Raw genomic sequence first — 17,429 nt, 5'->3', positions numbered from 1 at the left:
GCTTACTCCCCCGAGACTTTCAGGTCATTGGGCGGCAGGAAACCAGGATGGGCTACGCCGTTACGCTGGGTCACTTCAGTCACCCGGGTGGCATCGGCAAATTGCTGATACGCCACCACCAGCGCTGGCAGGCTTTGCTTGAACGACAGGTTGATCAGCCTTACCCCCGACGATGCCACCGCCGTCAAGTGCGCGGCCATTTGCTGGCGCAGGTTGTTCATCGCCTGGTAGTGCTCCGGATCAGCCTTGAGGGAGGCCTGCCAGATAACCTCGTTAAGGGCCTCGCGCAGGGCCAGCACATCGTCGGCCACCGGCACGTCCCTGCGCTGGACCGGTTGCACGGCTTGTTGCGCCACCGACGGCGTAGCGCCCAACTTGACCACAGGCGCCGCCACCGGCATCGCCGCAATCCATTGCGCGGCCTGCACCAGCAGGGTGTCCTGCACCAGATCGGCCACCGCCTGGGCCGCCGCCGTGGTGTCCTTGCCGGTGGTGAGTTTGGGCGCGTCGGCCTTGCGAATGGCCTCCACCTGTTGCGACACGCTGGCAATCACGCCGCGATAGCCGTCACGGGCAAACTCCTTCAGCTCGCGGATGTCGCCCAGCAACCCCTTGAACTCGGCCACCACCTCCTTGGGCAACGCTTTCACCGCCTTGACCAGATCGCTGAGTTGCCGATAGGTCTCGATCAACGGCTTGAGCTCCTGCTCGATCACTGCGTAAACATCCTTGAGGCTGTTGCGCAGGTCCGCGATGCCGATCCGTGCGGCCTTGATCAAGGTCATGGCGTCTTCGAAGCGCCGCACCGCCGAACCGAGGAAGCTGTCGGCCGAGACCAGCAGCAGTTTCTGGCTGTTGATCGTGGCCGAGGGAAATGGCAGTGGCTGGTCGGGGTAGAACTTCAGGGCGAACGTCACCAGCCCGCCGTCCTGGCGGGTCTGGGTCATGTCGCATTCGCCAACCTTGACTTGCATGCGCCCCAGCCATGGATGCACCAGTTCACCGCTGCCCTGCTCCAAAGCCTTGAGCAGCTTGTCGCGCTGCTCCAGGCAATCGGGGCCGACGATGAACGCGGTCAGCTCATGAATCTTCGCCTGCTGGCCGAGCCCTTCGAAAAACGGCTGGTCGCGCTGTGGATATTCATGCAACTGACCTTTGTGGCCGACCGGGGTTTTCGCCTGATCGACCCAGAACCCGACGCCACGAAACGACGCAGGCAACAAACGATCACGCCAGCTCATTGGAGCCTCCTGTGGAAAGTGAGCGATAGCCGATGCGCGAACTCACCGCCAGGGCCGGTTGATTGGTCTGTGGCGGATCGGCGCGCAACCCGGCCGGCGCGTTTTCGAAGCGCACAGTCAGGCCGCCTTCGAGTTGCGTGCGGTTGTTCGCGGCGCTTTGTTGTACCAAGGCACTGGAGGTTTGCGGCAACGCACCCGGCGCCAGCGAGGTTTTCGCTGGCCCGTTGGCGGACGCTGGCGCCAGGCTGGACGACAGGCCCGCAGGCTCTTCGCTGGCCCCGCCAAAAAACGCCGGCGCCAGCTCACCCTTGCCTTCGGCATTGGTGGCGCGCTGCGCCTCGGTCAGTCCTTCGACCTTGCCAGTGAACGTGGTGATGAGTTCACCGAAGCCGCTGTTGAAGAACGCCTTGATCGGTGCAATCACGCCCTGCAGCTTGTCCCACCACTGGCTGAACCACTCGCCCACCGGCCCCCACTGTTGGGTGAGGCCCTCGATGGGCGACCAGTCGAACAGGCCGCTGAACACCGCCAGCATGATCGCCACCTGATTGCGGACGCCCTCCCAGATCCCAGCGAAGACTTCTCCGATCGTGCCCCAGTTGGCCATGATCAGTCCCAACGGCGTCCAGTCGAACAAGCCTTTCAGGGCATCCATCACCGGCACGGTCAAGGCCTTGAGCAGATCCCAGATCGCCGCGAACAACCCGGTCAGCGGTGCCCAATTGGTAACAATCAAACCCAAGGGTGACCAGGCGAACAGCGTCTGCATGAAACCGATGACCGGCGTTGCCGCCGCCACGATCACATTCCAGAGCGCGCCAAAAAAGCTGCTGATCGGGCCCCAGTTACTGATCAACAGCCCCATCGGGGTGAAGGCGAACATTGTCTTGAAGAACTCGACCATCGGCAGGACGATCGGCGCAAGGCGCTGCCAGAGCCCGGCGAAAAACGCCGAAATCGGCGTCCAGTGGGCGATGATCATCCCTGCCGCCAAGGCGATGCCCATGGCAATCAAGCCGATGGGGTTCATCTTCATGGCCAGGTTGACCACTTCCATTGCCTGACTCGCGCCGCTGACCGCCATCTGGATCGCGTTGAACGCCACGACGCCATTCGCCAGGCCCTGTACCAGTTGCGGGTTGTCCTGCAGCACCTGGGCCACGCCGCTGACCATGGGCTGCAAACTGACCGTCACCGCGTTGACCGCAGGCCCCAGGGCCGAGCCGAACTGCACCGACACGTTGCTGATGGAAGTCTTCAATCCATCCAGGTTCTGTGCCGCTACACGGGGCGCGTCAGGCGCCTGGACGGCATTGGCCGCCGCGCTCGCTGCGCCCGCTTCGTCCTTGAAGGACAGCGCCGACTTGAGCCCGTCCATAAACGGCTGGGCCAGGCCGCCGCTGGGCAGCAGACCGGAAATGTCCAGGCTGCCCAGGCCCGTGGCGTCGAGGTTCTGCTTGAAACTCGCGACCTTCGCACGAAGGCCGGCGAGCTTGGGTGACAGCTCATCGATGCCCGTGAGCAGCACCGCTTTTTTCTCTACCGTTTGTGTGTCTGCCATCACTGCACCTGCTGCATCGCATTGATCCGTTGCGCGTGCTCCAGGGATTCGCGGAGCACATCCAGTGGCCTGGCCATCATCTGTTCGGGGTCAACCTTCCAGAACCAGGCCAGGTCATAGGCGGCGGCGATCAGGTCGCCGATGGTTGCGACGCCGCACTCATGAAAAAACTCGCGACGGCCCAGCTCAGGGCATTGAGGTCAGCCAGGTCCAACTGGTTGACCGACGACGGCGGGATGCCGGCGCACACCGCGATGTATTTGGCCGCGACGTCCATGTCCAGGCTCACCTCCTCGCTCTTGTCGATCTTGTACGGCAGCGCCTTGATCGCCCGGACTTCCTGCACCGTCGGACGGCGCAGGGTCAGTTCGCTCACCGGCTCGCCGTGGGCCTCGATGGCCACGCGCAGCGTCACGACATCGCTCATTGCCAGGTCCCCTTGATGCCTTCGAATTTCAGCTCGATGGTGGCGTCGTCACCCTTGGACACAGGCTCTTCCACCAGGTAGGCGCCGGCCAGCACGTAGACCTTGCCGTTATTGAATTCGCAGGTGACGGTCATGTCGGTGCCCGCAACCAGTTGCTTGAGCGGGAAGTCCGCGGTGTGCAGCGCCGTCACCTTGAAGGACGGGGCAATGTCGGTTTCCTTGTAGAAACCCGGTACGACGGTTTCGCGTTTGGTGAACATCAGTGGCGCTTCGCAGCCGCCGTTGATGGTCAGTTGAGCGCCGTCCACTTTGACGTAGCAGGTGCCCGCAATCAGTTGACCCATGGTGTTTCTCCCTTCAATAAAAAGCCCACGTGAAGTGGGCCGATGCTATGCACTTAAGGTTTGTTTGAATCATTGTGGCGAGGGAGCTTGCTCCCGCTTGGGGCTGCGAAGCGGCCCCCTGCTTTGCCAGGCATCACACCGTAGGGGATGCTGGCGCATCCAGCGGGAGCAAGTTCCCTCGCCACGGTCAGGCGGCGGCGTCGTATTGCAGGCGGAACTGGTTGAGCAGCGCGAACACCCGCAGGCCGTTGATGTAATCCGGCGGGAACAGCACATTGACCCGGCTCGGGTCCTGACTGTCACGCTCGACAACCAGGTGCTCGGCGAACAGCTCGGCGTTTTCCACATGGCCTTCCAGTTCGAGCTTGGCGTATTGAGCGATCAGCTCGCCGCGAATCGTGCTCGGGGTCACGATGGGCTGGCCGGCGCCGAAACGGGTGCCGTCGGCGGCCAGTTTGTGGCGGCCGTACTTGCTGGTGATCACGCTTTGCAGGCGACGGACGATGAACGCCGACTGGTGCATGGTTTCGCTGTCCAGGTAGGAATTGTCCGCCTGACCGAAGGCATTCTTCTGATACGTGGTGATAGAACGCTGGATGCGCACGTAGCCACCTTCGTAATACGCCGTGGCGATGCCGTAGTTGAGCAGCGACTGGCGCTCGGTCAGGGTGAAACGTTCACTGGCCGGTGCCGGGTCCAAGCCCGGCAGGCTACCGCTCTGGGTCGGACGGCTGGCGTCGGCGGAGATGAACACCGCCGTGCGCGCCGCCAAGGCAGCGGCCTGGACCCAGAACGGTTGCGGTACGCCCGGTTCCAGGGCCTGGATGGTCATGTGCTGGTCGTTGCGTGCCTGACCGGCGGCAACCAGGGTGCCGATAGTGCCGCGCTTGGCGCTGTAGACATGACCGAACAACTGCTTGGCCCAGGACCAGCGACCGGTGCTGTCATCCATGACCGCTTGCCAGATGTTGAGGCTCGCCACGTCGGACCAGGGCATGGCGATGAACTCGAACGGTTCGTCGCCCAGGGCCGCAACGGCAGCGGTCTGGTCCGGCACGCCGGCGCCGCCGGTCATCGCAGTGATGGCGGTGGTCAGCCCCGCCGGGGTGTTTTCGCCATTGCTCTTGCCCAGGCGATTGAATTGCAGGCTGATGTCGTTGCCGCTCTCACCGGTCCATTTGGCGCGCAGGGTCACGACACCTTCGGCGGCCGCAGCAGTCACCGGCAGGTCGGCGGCGTTGACTTTCAAGGCTAGCGCAGTGGCAGCCTGAGCTGCCGTGGCGCCGTTGACGATGGCGGCCTGAACGCGCACACCGCCGACGTACAGGTTGAGCACACCGCTTTCAGTTGCGGCGCCAGTGAGGGTCAGCACGCCCTGGGCGATGGCGCCTTCGACGTTGTGCAACGGCAGGCACCAGATTTCACCGAGCGGGTCGGTCTTGCGCCAGGTCTCGTACATCGACGCGAGCATCGAACCCTGCCCGCCGATGTTCTTGGCCAGCGCGACGCTGGACACCAGCACCAGTTTGCCGACCTCGGCCGGGGCGACGTTGTCGTTGACCTGGGCGACGATCAACCGGCGCATGGCCGACGACGCGCTATTGGCGGCCGAGTTGTCCATTTCGGCGTAGAACAGCGGCACACGAATGTCCGCGGGAATATTGCTGAATCCGATCGCCATTATTTGGCTCCCTGTGGTTTTGCCGCTTTCACGGCTTTGGTAGTGATATCGCCATCGGCCAGACGTCGACGCCACCAGGCGTTGTCTGGCACTTCACGGCCTTCGAGGGGCAACAGATCGCCCGCTTCCGGGTCCGGTACGGCACGGCCCGGGGCCGGCAGCACAGTGATGCGTTTGCTCATGGGGTTACGTCTCCAGAGAAAGTCAGTTCCACGCGCCCGTCGGGGCCGGGACGTTTCAGGTTGGGGTCCGCCGGGTCGATGGCATCGACCCGCACGGTGGCCCCGGTAAAGGACGACAAGCCGTCCAGTTCACGCTCGTGCCAGCTTTCGGCAGGCTGGCTCGCCAGATTGCGGCCCAACTGGAACTCGGCGAAAAAGCGCAGCCGGTACAACACACGGCTGCTATTGATGGAAACCAGTTCGCTGCCGTCGTATTCAATGCCGGTGTACTCGGCGCCCGGCTTGAACCCCACCAGCGCGCGCCACAGTTCGGCCCGCAGGTCGTGCAACAGATCCAGCGCTTTTGTCGCATCGGTAGCATCGAGCACCAGCACGGCATCGAAGCGATCACGCACCGCTTGCAGCGTGACGTTCTGAGCCGCGTTCTTGCTGGCGATGTCGGCGGTGGGCAGGACATAGGCGCAGGGGGTCTGCAGCGGGGTCTCGGCTTGCAGCGTGGCGAGGTCAAAACCTGCGGCCACGCGATGGGCGAGCGTCGGACATTGCTCACGCAACTGCGTGAGGATCGGTGTGATCTTCATGGAGGAATTCCAGTTGTAGAGACGGTGCAGTCGAGAGAGACCTGTGGGAGCGAGCCTGCTCGCGATAGCGGTGTGTCAGTCAGTGCAGATGTTGAATGTCTGGGCGCTATCGCGAGCAAGCGCGCTCCCACAGGAGAACTCGGTTGGGCGCAGGGATATGTGCAACGCTGAACAAAACTGTGGGAGCGAGCTTGCTCGCGATGGCGGTGTGTCAGTCAGTGCAGATGTTGAATGTCTGGGCGCTATCGCGAGCAAGCTCGCTCCCACAGGGGGGGGTGGGGTCAGGCCTTGGCATCCAGGCGGGTGGCATGAATCAAGCTGCGATAGCTTTTTTCCCGGTCGCCACTGGCGGTGACCTTGTCGATCGACCAGCGACCGCGCATGAAATCCGGCCAGGTGGGATCCAGCAGTACGATGCCCTCGGCCGAAAGTCCCGGGTTGCCAGGGCACTCGATGTCCACCTTGAGTGCTTCGCGCTCCATCCGTCGCACCTCCCCTTCACCGGCGGCGCGGGCATCGTCGGCGCTCTGGAAGCGCTGGCGCAGGGTCTTGAACGGCGCGACGCCGCTCTCCTCGACCTGCAGCTTGCCGGCCGTCGCATCCCACCAATAGGTCTTGCAGCCCTGGTACTTGGCCCGGGCGTTTTCATCAAACTTGGCCGAAATGAAGGCGTGGTCGCCCGGGCGATTGTTGGTCGTCACCGACAGTTTCATCTCGGGCAGGACCTTGCCTGACAACGACTTTGCCTGACCGCGCCGAGCCAGCACATACAACTCGTTGATCGGCTTGGCGACGGCGTCATAACGGTGGGCCAGGCGCGTGAGGAAACCCATGTCGGTTTCGTTGGTCTGGTCGATGTGCTCGATTTTGATCAGCGACAGGTCCGGCGCCACCCGCGGGGAAAAACCGTGCCTGGAAGTCAATTGCCGAAACAGCGCCCCCAGGGTCGTCGGGCCATGGCTGACGGATCGGCGTTGCTTGAAGCCGGTCTGGTCCGCAGCACTGAACGGCGCCGCCATGGCCACCAGCACGAGTTGCAGGGGGAACAAGAACGGCGTGCGTCGGGTGATGACAAACTCGCCTTTATCCACCAACCCCGACTCCAGATACCCGACCCGCAGACCGATTTTGCCGCCCAGGCTGGGTAACCCTTCGAGCCCGTCCAGGCTAATGGTGAGCGTCAGCTGATCGGACTCGATACCCGCCGCGTCGACATGCTCCCACTTGAGCAAGCGTTCGTTGAGCAGTGCGGCGTTCGCACCATAAATTTCCACTGCAGGCGTGAAACCCAGTGACATGTTGCCTCCTTAATCCCAGGCCGAAACCGGCGGGGTTGCAACGGGCTTGAGGTCCACTTCCGGCAAGACCACCCATACGCCCGCCGGCAATACCGGGCCCCATTCAGCCAAGCCCGGATTGAGCAGCCAGAGCGCTTCCTCGACGATATCGTCACAACGCTCAAGCTCGCGGTACAGCAACAGATTCACCGAATCACCGGCGATACTTCGAACCCTACGCATTGGCGAACTCCGTCAATTCAACCACCCAGCCGACCACCATCGCCGTACCGTCATCGATGATCTCGGTCTGGGTTTCCGTCACCTTGTTGATCTGCCACAGGCCCCAATTGCGACCGATGCCATCGACCAACGGCACGGGCACGCGCTGCGCCTGCAAGGCGCGCAACTCATCGAGACGATCCATGGCGGTCGCGTACATCGATTTGCCGGTGACCGTCAGCAATTGCAGGCCTTGGCCGACCTGGCTGGACTTGGGCTTGCTAGTGAGGATGTCGATGCTTTTCCAGCCACCGTCCGAGCTGCGTACCAGGCTGTGGTACGCAAAGTTTCTCGACAGCCCGAAAATGAAACTGCCAAGTGCCATTTGCTGACGCATCACGTACCTCCGTCGGTCAGGGCCGCGTCACTGCGCATGGCGAGTGAGTTGGGCATGGTCGTCAAGCCGAACTGGCCCGAGAGCTGTTGCACAACCAGGTTGGCCAACTGACTCGCGCTGGCCTGGTCCTGGCCGTTGATGTAGATGTTTGCGGTCATGGTGTTTTGTTGTTGGCTGGTTTGGGCGTTGGTCAGGTCTCTGGCAGCCTGGTCCGGTGGGGGGAGCTTGTCGGCAGGCGCGGCGAGTTTGTCACCCAGCCAGGCCCCCGACTCTCCCCCGACCCAGCTGCCGGCCAGCCCACCCACAACCGCACCGAGTGCGCCGCCAATGGCCGTGCCGAGCGGACCAAAAAGAGTCCCGAAAGTGGCTCCGGCGGTAGCACCTGCCGAGGCCCCCGCCCAGCCGCCACCTGCGGCCCCCAGGCCCGCACCAACTTTGCGGGCGTCACCGCTCAGCGCGCCCTCGAGCACCTCAGGGGCGGCAGTTAACGCGACGGCTCCTGGGATGAAACGGGTAACCGAGCGCAACGCCGAGCTCGTGCCTCGAAGGGAACCGCCGGCGCTCATTCCAGCCTCGGCTTTGGCAACGTTCGCCGGCTCGAGCCGGCTGATGCCCTTCATATCCAGCTTGGCGTTACGACTGTCGTTTCTGAAGTCCTCAGAGAACACCTCTCCCACACGACTGGGAAGACGCGTCGCCACGCCCCCCAATACGCGCTTGGCCGCTTGATTGCTCATCTCATCACCTAGGGCTTTGAGCAGCGCGCCCACCAACGGTTTGATCGCCGCGCCAATCACCACAATGGCCGCAGCGGCTCTAGGTGAGGACTCAGCCAACTCACTCATGCCATCGGCCAGCGATCCCAGCCACTGGAACGAGGTATCCGCCGAGGGCATCAGGGCATTTCCCGTGGCCAGCGACAAACGCTCGCTGCTGGCGTTGAGGACGTTCAACTGGCCCTGCCGGGTGTTCGACAGCGCCAAGGCGTCCTGGCGCACCGAGCCGTCGTTGCCCAATTGCGATGTAGCGTATTGGCCTGGGTCTTTCACCTGCCAGAACGCGGCGTTCACATCGTCGAGTTTCTGCGACATGCGCAGCACCGCTGCATCCCCAGTGCCAAACAGCGAAGAGGCCAGGGTCGTGCGCTTTTCGGCCGGCTGCGCGTTCAAGGCCGCCAGGACCGACATCACTGTCCCCGGCGCGGCGTCCTTGTCACGCAAGCCGCTCGCCACCTCTTTGGGATCCAGCCCCAGTTGCTTCCAGGCCGCTTGCTCGGTCGCGGAGGCCTGATCGCCCTTGCCTAAAGCGGTCGTGAAGTGATCGAGCGCCACACCCGCTTCAGCTTGTTGCGCGCCGGTAGTGAGAAGTGCCGCCGTCAGTGCCGCAACTTGGGCAGGCTGCAGGCCCGCCGAGGTCGCAGCCGCACCGTCACGCTGCAGCACCGTGCCGATCTCACTCGCTTTCGCACCACCGGGAATCTTGCCCAGGTGGTTGGTTGCATCCGCCAGATCAAACGCTTTCTCTGCGCTGAGCTTCATGGAAGTGCGCCAGCCGAGCACCATCTCAGCGGCTTCCATGGCCGGCATTTTGAACGTCGATGCCGTGACGCCCGCATCACTGGCGAAGCGCAACAGCGCCAATTGCCGGTCCGAGGCATTGGGCAGATCACCGCCGATGCCTGCCCTGGCCGCCAGGCTTTGCATCCTCACCACCTCAACCGCCGAGGTCCCGCCGGCCGCCACCAATGGCGCACTGGCGATACGCTGGGTGGGTTCCGCCATCTCTGCAATCTGGCGAGGCGTGAATTGGCCGGCCTGCTTCAGATCGGCCATGGCCGAATCCATCGCTATTGCAGGTTTGAGCAGCGCCGGTGGCTCGATACCGCCACCCGACTTACCCTTTGGCTCGTTGGCCGACTCACCCTTGGCGCCAGCGCCCATCGATTGGGAAAACAATCGTTGCGCCGAAAGCTTTACCGTCAGCGACTCGATCGCCGTGGTCAGCAACCCGAGCTTGAGCCCGAGTGTTTCCAGCGCCAGATCGAGGCTCGACAGTTGATCCCTGGCGAACGCGCCTTGTGCTGACACACCACTGGTGAGGCTGGTATTACCGAACGCCAACCCAGGCTCATTGAAGGTTGCGTATTTGAGCGAATATCTATCGTCCGCCATCCCGCTCTACTCCTGTTTCACGCCAAGGCGAGTGATCGCGATGTCGTAGCGGCGCAAGGCCTTGCCGGCGTCCCACTCCAGGATTTCCGCCTCACTTACCGAGTAAATGAGCGGCACCACATCGAGAATCACTTCGATGTCGCGCTCCGAAAGAAGTCCGCCGGTTTGTTTAAAAAATCGTCGATGCGTACCTGAAGTTGTGTCCAGTCGGGCACGGTCAGCAGGTCCAGATCGGGAATCATCAGGCCAGTGCAATGGGCCGTGATGAACTCGGCGCGTTCCTTGGCCGTCTTCAGTTTTTTCATCGCCTTGGTCGCACGCAGCACCGGCATTTCCAGGGTCAGCGACGTCAGGCTGCGGCCCGCGACGTCGAGCGGTTGCAGCAGTTGCACCTGGTCGGGATCGGCCTGTGGAACATCCAGAAAGTACGACGCCGGACGGGTCGACATTTCGTGCACGTACTGGGCAATGCTCACGTAGTCCGGGCGCTTGAGCTGATCGAGCTCCTTGACCGACAGGCCGGTGGCCAGCTTGGCCAGCTCGAAGAACTGGTCGTCTTCATCATCACCGGCACGGGCCAGGGCTTCTTTCTGCGCGGCGTAGAGCAGTGGTTTGAGTGGGAGCTGCTCGATCTGCGAGCCGTCGTCACCGGTGATCGGCGACAACAGCTCATGGGTAGGAGGCATCCAGGACATGAAATCGGTTCCTTGGTGAATCAGAGGACATCCTGTGGGAGCGAGCTTGCTCGCGATAGCGGGGTGTCAGACAGCTTGATACTGAATGAACCGCCGCCATCGCGAGCAAGCTCGCTCCCACAGGGATTGCATCTAGCCGGCCGGTAAGGGCTTAGGGCAACAACACCGCACGGCGCGCATCACCGAGGATGTCCACGCCGTTGAGCACGAACTTCTGGGTGCGCACGTCGATGTCGATCACCGGGACGCCGTTTTCCAGGCGGTTGTAGGTGCGGCAGGACAGCTCAAGGTTGGTCTTGGGCTTCTCGGTCATCTTCAGCGGAGTTTCCTCGAGGGATTTCAACTTGCCGCCCACCGTGTGGTAGGTAAACCAGGTGTTGCCGTCCTGATCCTGGCCGGCTTCACGCACGTTCAGCAGAATGTCGTCGCCCAAGCTCACGCCCAGTGCCAGCATGACTTCCGGCCCGAGACCTTGCAGCGTCAGCTTGGCCGTCAGCACCTTGCCGCCCTTGGCCATTTCCTCGCCAATGAAACGGCCGCCGCGCATCTCTTCCATCTCAAATTCGATTTTCGGCGGGCTGAAATCTTCCACGGTCGCCGACAACGGCAGGCCTTGCAGGGTGGCCGCGATGGCCTGTCTTACGCGGTTGGTAAACATTAGAGAACGTCCTCCAGGAACTGCTCGATGATTTCATCGCGGGCATTGAGTTGATAAATCATGTGTTCGTTCGGCGCGTAGCGGCCGTAGTCGATGACCACGTACCAGGTGCCGTTCTTGTACTTCTCGACGCTGTTCAGCTCCGGGTGCAGGTACACGCTGCCGCCAGGGATGGTTTCGTCGGCGACCAGGGTTTGCAGCCAGTCGTTGATGCGCTTGACCTCCTGGTCCATGAACGACTTGGTCAGGTTCTTGGCCATGGCTTTCTGGCCGGCCTTCACCAGCTTGCGGCTGATGGCATCTTCCAGGCCGACGTAGCTGATGAACTTGCCGGTGATGGAACGGTTGCCCAGCAACGAGAAGCCGCCAAGGATGGTCCGGGCGTAATAGCTGACGCCGTAGCGGTTGAGCAGATCGCCTTCGGTGGAGGTGTCGAGGATGTTGTATTCGACGGTGCGCGAAACGTCTTCGGCGAAGGTGACCTGGTTGCCCGGGCTCTCCCATTGCTTGACCTTGGCGAGGGCGGCGATGGCCAGGCTCGACGGGGCCAGGAAGACGTTTTTCTTCGCGGCCTTGGAGTACACCGCCGGCATGTTGTGCACCACCAGGCAACGGTCGAAACCGAGGTCGGCACCGCCCAGTTCCTGGCTGTAGGTCACTTGATCGGCGACCGCGGCGTCCTTGCCGTCGAGCACCACACGGGCCTTGATGCGCTTGCCGAACGAGGCGAACTCGCTGGCCACCGCCTTGGTGCCGGTGAAGCCCGGCGCGCCGATGATGGTCAAGTCTTCAGCGACCCCACTCAACGCGGCCAAGCCCAACTTGCGACCGGTCTGCGCTTCGATACCGCCGATCACATTGTTCTGCGTGTCGGCCAGAGTGGCGCCCTCTTCGACGATGACGACGTAGACCGGCACCTTGACCACTTTGAGGATCTGGTAAACGGCCTGGAACAATGTCCCCGCCTCGGCACCGGTCGGGTCCAACTGGGCCTGGGTGGTGAAGCTGTTGATGCGGAACGGGGTGTTTTTCGGGATCAGCGGGTTGGCATTCGGCGCGGTGCCGACCAGCCCGATGACGTTGTCACCCAGGCCACCCATGGCCTCGGGAGATTCAGTGGCATTGACGGTAATGCCGTTGTGCTCGAAGTTCAAAACCTCAGCCATGGTTATTCAGCCTTCTTGGTGGCGGCCTTTTTGGCCGGGATGGATGCAGAAGCCGCTTCGACGACTTCGGTTTCTTTCAGCGCCAGGCGACCGGCGCTGCGCAAGGCGTTGGCCTCGACGTCGAGCAGGTCGAGTTCCTGGCCAACGCTCGACCAGTGACCACCCCCGGTGGGGAATGGGAGGAGCACGGTGTAGGTTTGGCGTAGTGCCATTTGTGTTTCTCCAGATATGAAAAAGCCCCTTTTGAGGAAGGGGCTGTTGGGTTTTGGATGGGTAAGAAAACGCCCCGTCGGTGCGGGGCGTTTATTGGGATTGCTCGGCGATCCATGGTGGTGCGATGGGCCGAAATTCAGCGCTGGGGAAAGTCGCTGCTTGCGGCCAATCCCGAAGCGACTGACGGTAGGAAAGCAGTTCAGGGAATTGCTCCACCGTCAGCGTAGCAGCCACGCCTAAATCTAGTTCGTCACGGTGACGTGTAACCAACCATTCGGTGGTCCCCAACTCAAAATTGCGCCACACCCGTTCGACCTCGGCTTGCTCAGAGGTTTGCACTGGGGGTGGGGAAAACTCCCCGTCAATGATGGCCCAGCCTGGTCGCACGTCGGATGGGCAGGCTTGCCACAATAAATCCGAGTGGAAACGCTCAGAGGGGTCTAAGTCGGTCGTTTCGACCACCGACCCGTTTTCAGTTCTTGCCCAAAACATACAGCTCTCCTCAATAGGTGATGAACACACAACCATCGGCACCAGCCTGAGATCGAGTCCCGATTCGACCGCCTCCTCCCATACCTGGCTGTGTCAGCGTGCTGGTGTCAACCGCGGCAAAGATGCTCTCGCCACCACCGCCGGCCCCTCCATTCGCACCACTCGACGCGTTATTGCGCACAGGAGGATTGCCGGCGCCTAGCGAGCCGTTGAAATCACCGCCTGAACCGAGGCCGCCACTCGCTCCATCGGTGATCGACCCGCCGGCGCCACCCGTGGCCGAGCAATGAGGACCGAACGAGGATGTTCCCCCTGCATTACCTACTGTATTCGCAGCTGTCACGTACGTACCTCCTGCACCCACGGTTACCGTGATTACAGAGCCTGGCGTAACAGGCACGAGCCGCGAGCTGAGTCCACCGCCACCACCTCCGCCGGCACCCGTTGCCAATGCTCCAAAAGCACCGCTGCCGCCACCGCCACGGACCTCTACGAAAACCTTCCAAACATTGGCCGGCACCGTCCACTGAAAGGTGCCAGCGGTTTTGTAATAGGCCTTGCTGCGATAAGGCAGATGGACACTTTGCGCGATTTCATTCCAAATCGGCGGCACACCGGCAGTGACTTTGTGACCGACATATATCCTCGTCGGGCCGGTTGCATTGAGGTTGATAATTGCCAGAAATGTCTTATAGCTGGATGTGAGATAGCCACCGCCGACCATAACCGTCATGGACGTACCGCCAATACCGCTCGTTTCTGGCGGTCCACCGGCAGATGCTTCAGGATGTCCAAGCGTGAATGCCCGATAGAGCCCAGGCTTGATATCCTCCGAGAAATCACTAATCACCGGGATTTTTGCTGCATCCGAGCCCAGACCGAATTTGTCCAGAACAGCCCGAACCCCACCATTGAAAGCAGTAGACAGCGCATCCGGCATCGATCCGTTCTCCGCATACCAGGTGATGCCCGCGCCAGTCGACAGAGTGATGCTGTCCAGTGCCTTGAGCACCAACTGATTGGCAGCAATACCCGCTACATAATCCGTACCTTGCAGGACGATGGTTGCGGTACCGGTCGACACGTTCAGCAGGTTGATAGTGCCGCCATTGAACCCCGTGCTTGCCTTCGGCAAGGTGATATTCACCGGGTTGGCCGAGTTGATGATGAACGACTTACCGAACGCATCCGCAGTCAGAACGGTACTCACGTCCAGCCCACCAACGCTCGAATGGTTGCCGAGCGCACGCTGCACAAACGCAGTCGTCGCGAGTTGCTGATTGTTGGTGCTGACCGGTGCAGTCGGCGCCGTCGGGACGCCCAGCAGAACCGGCGAATTGAGCGGCGCAAACCCTTGAGTGATGTTCTGAAACGCCAACGCCGTAGTGCCCAGCACAATCACACCATCAGTAATCAACTGCCAGATCGTGTTGGCAAGCGTCGCTCCCTCCTCCACCGAAACAATCAATCCCGAAGTCACTTCGGCACTCGCATCGGCATCCTTTGCCCGGACCCAAGCGTCGTTCGCGGCCACATAAATACCGTTGTCTTTCGCCAAGGTCTGGGATTTTACCAAGACCCGATTCCCGGCAATCACCGCAACACCGTCGATCGCCTGCGCGCCACTCAAAACAATGTTGGCCGTCGTCGCCACACGCACCGACTGCTTCCTGTCGAGCTTGGCGAGTTCGTCGGCCACGTAGTCGGTCACCCAAGCCCGCGTCGCCTTGACCACCGTGTCGTCAATCAGCAGCGTCACCAGCTCAGCATTGCTGGTCTCGAAGATCGACCGAATGTAGAACTCTTTGCCCGAACCGGACGTTGCCAACACCGGTTTGAACGACTCCGGATATTTGACAATCGCATACAGGATCCCGGTATCGGTCCAGATCCCGGCCTCACGCACATACCAGCCGCCCACGTCGGAGGGGATGGTGACCTCGGCCAGCAGCCAGCTCGGGTTGTTTTCATCCTGGAACAAGGCATTGAGCGGCCCGCGCCAGACTTCACGCTTGAGTGCCGTCGCCGTTGCCGCCGGGTTGTATTCCGTGCCGCCGCCGTCACCGACGGAAATCTGCGACAGCTTGATCGGTGTGCCCGCCGCCTTACAGGCGGTTTCGTAGGCGATCCCCGCATCGGTGAGCAGGGTGTAGTAGTCGGCCATTTAGGACCCCTGTGGATAAATAGTGGAGGTTTCGACGGTGTAGAGCCCCGCGGCCATGAAGGCCTGACCCGAGGCTTCCAGCCCTTCGATGACGATCGGATAAACCGTGGTCAGTTCGCCGCACAGCGTCGCGGCGCCGATGACGTGACGGCCGAATGCACTCAAGCCGACAGACACCTTCAAGGTGTCGCGCTCGCTTTTGGCGTCCGCCAGGCGACGGTCGAGACGGGCATCGATTTCTTCGCTGTAAGGCTGCTCGGTAAATGCCCTGACGGAAAAACTGTAGGGCGGGCCAGGGGGTGTTTGCTCATACCAGGCGCGCACTTCAGGCATCAGTTGCAAACCCTTGGCCGCGTTTTCCAGCGCCTTTCGCGTCCCGGCCTGGCGGGCGGTTGGCCAGGCGAGTTCAACGGTCAGGCGCTTTTCCACCTCGGGCGCCGCGGAGCTCCACTCGTTGACCCCACGATCCGCCGCGAGATACGGCAGGAACGCCAAGGGCGTGGTCGCTGGGTTCATCAGTTCGGGAAACGGCGGATCGATGCGTTCGAGCAACCGCGCGAAACCGAGATCCAGCGCCCGTTCCAGCGGTGAACTGTTGACCGGCAGCAGGCTTGGGCGAGGGGTTTCGTCACTCATAACGTATCCACCTCGACCTCTATGCCCGTGCAGTACGGGGCTTGAAAAGCCGTCGTCACAATCGGTGCGAGCGGTTCGAGAATCTGCAGCTGAACCGCGCCCGCGCTGTGTAGCGTGTAGTCGATCCAGCTGGGGTCCACCCGCCCTTCCAGGCGATGACACGCCTCGGCATATGCCTGCAACTGCTGTTCGGCGGCAACCTGGGTCAACCCCGAATCCGGGCCGGCATTGATCTTCGCCACGACGCGGATTTTGTAGGGTTTGATTTGCGCGGCCTGGACGATGACCAGGTCCGTTTCCGGTCGTACATCAGGCCGGGCGAAATGCTGGCGAACACCGTCGAGCAGTGCCTCGGTGGGCGTGCCGTCGCCGTCACGGGACAGCACCGTGACCGTGACTTCGCCCGGTGCCGTGCGACGCCCATTACCGTCCTTGACCTGCGCCGCATGACCATCCGGATCGAAGGTATAGGTAACCGTCACCACACCCGCCGAGGCGTTTTCCACCTTCACGACGGGCCGTTCACCCAGGGTAAAAATCTCCCGCCGATACTGCATGCGCGAGCCGGCTGCCGGGGCATGGGGCGCCAGGTAATAACGCAACCGCGCATCGTCATCGCTCTCGTAGACCGGGGGGATGGGCGGGAACGCTGCCGGGTCGCCCGGATCGAGCAACTGGCGCTCAAGGCCCATGTCCGCGAGGCGAGCGTCGAGGTTGGTGCCCGTGGCCCACCACGCCAACATCTGCTTGATGCGGGCGTTGTATTTGCGTTCGTGGGTTTGCAGTCGGACGCAAAACGCCTCAAGGGCCAGGGTCAGCAGTTCGCTTTCGTTTTCGAGGCTGTCCACCAGCTTCGCCGCGCTGGCGGGAGAGCGCGCGCCGACGTACTCGACCACGAAGGTCTTGAATTCGGCGAGCAGATCCTCGAACGCTTCGACAGTGACGATGGCCGGTTCGGCCAGTTGGTTCTGGCCGGGTATCAGCATGCTCATGTCACCACCTCGAAAGTCTGTTTGCGGTTTTTCCAGATGCCGGCGAAACGCAACAGCAATCCGGCCCCCTGTCGGCTGGCGACAATGACCTGCGGCTCGAAATCATCGATGCCGTTATCCGGGTTGTAGAACGCTTGGGCCGCGTGGCTCTGGGCAAGGATCAGCAGGTCGTCACCGAGGTTCTGCCCCAGCAACTGCGTGAGTGCGCAGCCATACAACGGGCGCTTCTGGCGAGTGCCCAACGGCGTGGTCAATGCACGGGTGGCGCGCTGCACGAACTGCAGCCAGTCGTCGACCGTGGCGCCGGTGTTTCGATCGATTCCAATCAT

The 17,429-nt window shown here is 62.1% G+C and carries 20 protein-coding genes; all 20 read right to left on the bottom strand.

Going from position 1 to position 17,429, the window contains the following annotated elements; genetic code table 11:
- Positions 1–2: 2 nt before the first annotated feature.
- The 20 genes from QMK47_RS06855 to QMK47_RS06760 all read right to left on the bottom strand — a co-directional run bounded on the left by QMK47_RS06855 (position 3) and on the right by QMK47_RS06760 (position 17,429).
- Positions 3–1,241, bottom strand: coding sequence for a DNA circularization protein (locus tag QMK47_RS06855; protein ID WP_253471934.1), 1,239 nt, complete (start codon positions 1,239–1,241; stop codon positions 3–5).
- A complete protein-coding gene (locus QMK47_RS06850) occupies positions 1,228–2,802 on the bottom strand; it encodes a phage tail protein (RefSeq protein ID WP_320389985.1) in 1,575 nt (524 codons plus the stop codon). The genes QMK47_RS06855 and QMK47_RS06850 overlap by 14 nt, the downstream gene beginning before the upstream one ends.
- Positions 2,803–2,932: 130 nt before the next feature.
- The gene (locus QMK47_RS06845) at positions 2,933–3,229 is read right to left on the bottom strand and encodes a phage tail assembly protein (protein WP_003198316.1); all 297 of its coding nucleotides are present in this window, start codon (positions 3,227–3,229) and stop codon (positions 2,933–2,935) included.
- Positions 3,226–3,573, bottom strand: a complete 348-nt coding sequence (locus tag QMK47_RS06840) for a phage tail tube protein (protein ID WP_003198314.1) — start codon at positions 3,571–3,573, stop codon at positions 3,226–3,228. Before QMK47_RS06840 ends, QMK47_RS06845 begins: the two co-directional genes overlap by 4 nt.
- A 187-nt stretch (positions 3,574–3,760) precedes the next feature.
- Positions 3,761–5,254 (bottom strand): phage tail sheath subtilisin-like domain-containing protein, encoded by a 1,494-nt coding sequence (locus QMK47_RS06835; protein ID WP_320389984.1) that lies wholly within the window; start codon positions 5,252–5,254, stop codon positions 3,761–3,763.
- Positions 5,254–5,436 carry a DUF2635 domain-containing protein gene (locus QMK47_RS06830; protein ID WP_003198311.1) on the bottom strand — a complete coding sequence of 61 codons (183 nt, stop codon included), beginning with the start codon at positions 5,434–5,436 and terminating at the stop codon, positions 5,254–5,256. The genes QMK47_RS06835 and QMK47_RS06830 overlap by 1 nt, the downstream gene beginning before the upstream one ends.
- The gene (locus QMK47_RS06825) at positions 5,433–6,017 is read right to left on the bottom strand and encodes a hypothetical protein (RefSeq protein ID WP_024618256.1); all 585 of its coding nucleotides are present in this window, start codon (positions 6,015–6,017) and stop codon (positions 5,433–5,435) included. The genes QMK47_RS06830 and QMK47_RS06825 overlap by 4 nt, the downstream gene beginning before the upstream one ends.
- Before the next feature lie 281 nt (positions 6,018–6,298).
- On the bottom strand, positions 6,299–7,315 hold the full coding sequence (locus QMK47_RS06820; RefSeq protein ID WP_258690451.1) for a contractile injection system protein, VgrG/Pvc8 family: 1,017 nt from the start codon (positions 7,313–7,315) through the stop codon (positions 6,299–6,301).
- A gap of 9 nt (positions 7,316–7,324) precedes the next feature.
- A complete protein-coding gene (locus QMK47_RS06815) occupies positions 7,325–7,537 on the bottom strand; it encodes a tail protein X (protein ID WP_058542798.1) in 213 nt (70 codons plus the stop codon).
- On the bottom strand, positions 7,530–7,913 hold the full coding sequence (locus tag QMK47_RS06810) for a phage tail protein (RefSeq protein ID WP_320389983.1): 384 nt from the start codon (positions 7,911–7,913) through the stop codon (positions 7,530–7,532). Before QMK47_RS06810 ends, QMK47_RS06815 begins: the two co-directional genes overlap by 8 nt.
- Positions 7,913–10,084 carry a phage tail tape measure protein gene (locus QMK47_RS06805; protein WP_253471922.1) on the bottom strand — a complete coding sequence of 724 codons (2,172 nt, stop codon included), beginning with the start codon at positions 10,082–10,084 and terminating at the stop codon, positions 7,913–7,915. The genes QMK47_RS06810 and QMK47_RS06805 overlap by 1 nt, the downstream gene beginning before the upstream one ends.
- A gap of 128 nt (positions 10,085–10,212) precedes the next feature.
- The gene (locus QMK47_RS06800; RefSeq protein ID WP_258690450.1) at positions 10,213–10,779 is read right to left on the bottom strand and encodes a phage tail assembly protein; all 567 of its coding nucleotides are present in this window, start codon (positions 10,777–10,779) and stop codon (positions 10,213–10,215) included.
- A 151-nt stretch (positions 10,780–10,930) separates the two neighbouring features.
- Positions 10,931–11,437, bottom strand: coding sequence for a phage major tail tube protein (locus QMK47_RS06795; protein WP_258690449.1), 507 nt, complete (start codon positions 11,435–11,437; stop codon positions 10,931–10,933).
- Positions 11,437–12,603: a phage tail sheath protein FI gene (locus tag QMK47_RS06790; RefSeq protein ID WP_018607964.1), complete on the bottom strand. Its 1,167-nt coding sequence runs from the start codon at positions 12,601–12,603 to the stop codon at positions 11,437–11,439. Before QMK47_RS06790 ends, QMK47_RS06795 begins: the two co-directional genes overlap by 1 nt.
- A 2-nt stretch (positions 12,604–12,605) precedes the next feature.
- Positions 12,606–12,815: a hypothetical protein gene (locus QMK47_RS06785; RefSeq protein WP_320389982.1), complete on the bottom strand. Its 210-nt coding sequence runs from the start codon at positions 12,813–12,815 to the stop codon at positions 12,606–12,608.
- A gap of 91 nt (positions 12,816–12,906) precedes the next feature.
- The gene (locus QMK47_RS06780) at positions 12,907–13,308 is read right to left on the bottom strand and encodes a phage tail assembly chaperone (protein WP_320389981.1); all 402 of its coding nucleotides are present in this window, start codon (positions 13,306–13,308) and stop codon (positions 12,907–12,909) included.
- Between the two features lie 10 nt (positions 13,309–13,318).
- On the bottom strand, positions 13,319–15,472 hold the full coding sequence (locus QMK47_RS06775) for a phage tail protein (protein ID WP_320389980.1): 2,154 nt from the start codon (positions 15,470–15,472) through the stop codon (positions 13,319–13,321).
- A complete protein-coding gene (locus QMK47_RS06770) occupies positions 15,473–16,108 on the bottom strand; it encodes a phage tail protein I (RefSeq protein WP_320389979.1) in 636 nt (211 codons plus the stop codon).
- Positions 16,105–17,100, bottom strand: a complete 996-nt coding sequence (locus QMK47_RS06765; RefSeq protein ID WP_320389978.1) for a baseplate J/gp47 family protein — start codon at positions 17,098–17,100, stop codon at positions 16,105–16,107. Before QMK47_RS06765 ends, QMK47_RS06770 begins: the two co-directional genes overlap by 4 nt.
- Entirely contained in the window at positions 17,097–17,429 is a 333-nt protein-coding gene (locus QMK47_RS06760) for a phage baseplate protein (RefSeq protein ID WP_320389977.1), read from the bottom strand. Before QMK47_RS06760 ends, QMK47_RS06765 begins: the two co-directional genes overlap by 4 nt.

The sequence above is a fragment of the Pseudomonas sp. P9_35 genome (assembly GCF_034008205.1).
In the GTDB taxonomy this organism is placed as follows: domain Bacteria; phylum Pseudomonadota; class Gammaproteobacteria; order Pseudomonadales; family Pseudomonadaceae; genus Aquipseudomonas; species Aquipseudomonas kilonensis.
Note: the sequence above shows the minus strand (reverse complement) of the source record. Positions and strands in the feature narration are given on the sequence as shown.

Bases quoted from the DNA above. Each gene is read 5' to 3' on its own strand.
- QMK47_RS06775 (WP_320389980.1), bottom strand. From the start codon at position 15,472: ATGGCCGACTACTACACCCTGCTCACCGATGCGGGGATCGCCTACGAA.
- QMK47_RS06820 (WP_258690451.1), bottom strand. From the start codon at position 7,315: ATGTCACTGGGTTTCACGCCTGCAGTGGAAATTTATGGTGCGAACGCC.
- QMK47_RS06840 (WP_003198314.1), bottom strand. From the start codon at position 3,573: ATGGGTCAACTGATTGCGGGCACCTGCTACGTCAAAGTGGACGGCGCT.
- QMK47_RS06760 (WP_320389977.1), bottom strand. From the start codon at position 17,429: ATGATTGGAATCGATCGAAACACCGGCGCCACGGTCGACGACTGGCTG.
- QMK47_RS06770 (WP_320389979.1), bottom strand. From the start codon at position 16,108: ATGAGTGACGAAACCCCTCGCCCAAGCCTGCTGCCGGTCAACAGTTCA.
- QMK47_RS06815 (WP_058542798.1), bottom strand. From the start codon at position 7,537: ATGCGTAGGGTTCGAAGTATCGCCGGTGATTCGGTGAATCTGTTGCTG.
- QMK47_RS06825 (WP_024618256.1), bottom strand. From the start codon at position 6,017: ATGAAGATCACACCGATCCTCACGCAGTTGCGTGAGCAATGTCCGACG.
- QMK47_RS06835 (WP_320389984.1), bottom strand. From the start codon at position 5,254: ATGGCGATCGGATTCAGCAATATTCCCGCGGACATTCGTGTGCCGCTG.
- QMK47_RS06795 (WP_258690449.1), bottom strand. From the start codon at position 11,437: ATGTTTACCAACCGCGTAAGACAGGCCATCGCGGCCACCCTGCAAGGC.
- QMK47_RS06830 (WP_003198311.1), bottom strand. From the start codon at position 5,436: ATGAGCAAACGCATCACTGTGCTGCCGGCCCCGGGCCGTGCCGTACCG.
- QMK47_RS06845 (WP_003198316.1), bottom strand. From the start codon at position 3,229: ATGAGCGATGTCGTGACGCTGCGCGTGGCCATCGAGGCCCACGGCGAG.
- QMK47_RS06810 (WP_320389983.1), bottom strand. From the start codon at position 7,913: ATGCGTCAGCAAATGGCACTTGGCAGTTTCATTTTCGGGCTGTCGAGA.
- QMK47_RS06790 (WP_018607964.1), bottom strand. From the start codon at position 12,603: ATGGCTGAGGTTTTGAACTTCGAGCACAACGGCATTACCGTCAATGCC.
- QMK47_RS06785 (WP_320389982.1), bottom strand. From the start codon at position 12,815: ATGGCACTACGCCAAACCTACACCGTGCTCCTCCCATTCCCCACCGGG.
- QMK47_RS06765 (WP_320389978.1), bottom strand. From the start codon at position 17,100: ATGAGCATGCTGATACCCGGCCAGAACCAACTGGCCGAACCGGCCATC.
- QMK47_RS06780 (WP_320389981.1), bottom strand. From the start codon at position 13,308: ATGTTTTGGGCAAGAACTGAAAACGGGTCGGTGGTCGAAACGACCGAC.
- QMK47_RS06850 (WP_320389985.1), bottom strand. From the start codon at position 2,802: ATGGCAGACACACAAACGGTAGAGAAAAAAGCGGTGCTGCTCACGGGC.
- QMK47_RS06805 (WP_253471922.1), bottom strand. From the start codon at position 10,084: ATGGCGGACGATAGATATTCGCTCAAATACGCAACCTTCAATGAGCCT.
- QMK47_RS06800 (WP_258690450.1), bottom strand. From the start codon at position 10,779: ATGTCCTGGATGCCTCCTACCCATGAGCTGTTGTCGCCGATCACCGGT.
- QMK47_RS06855 (WP_253471934.1), bottom strand. From the start codon at position 1,241: ATGAGCTGGCGTGATCGTTTGTTGCCTGCGTCGTTTCGTGGCGTCGGG.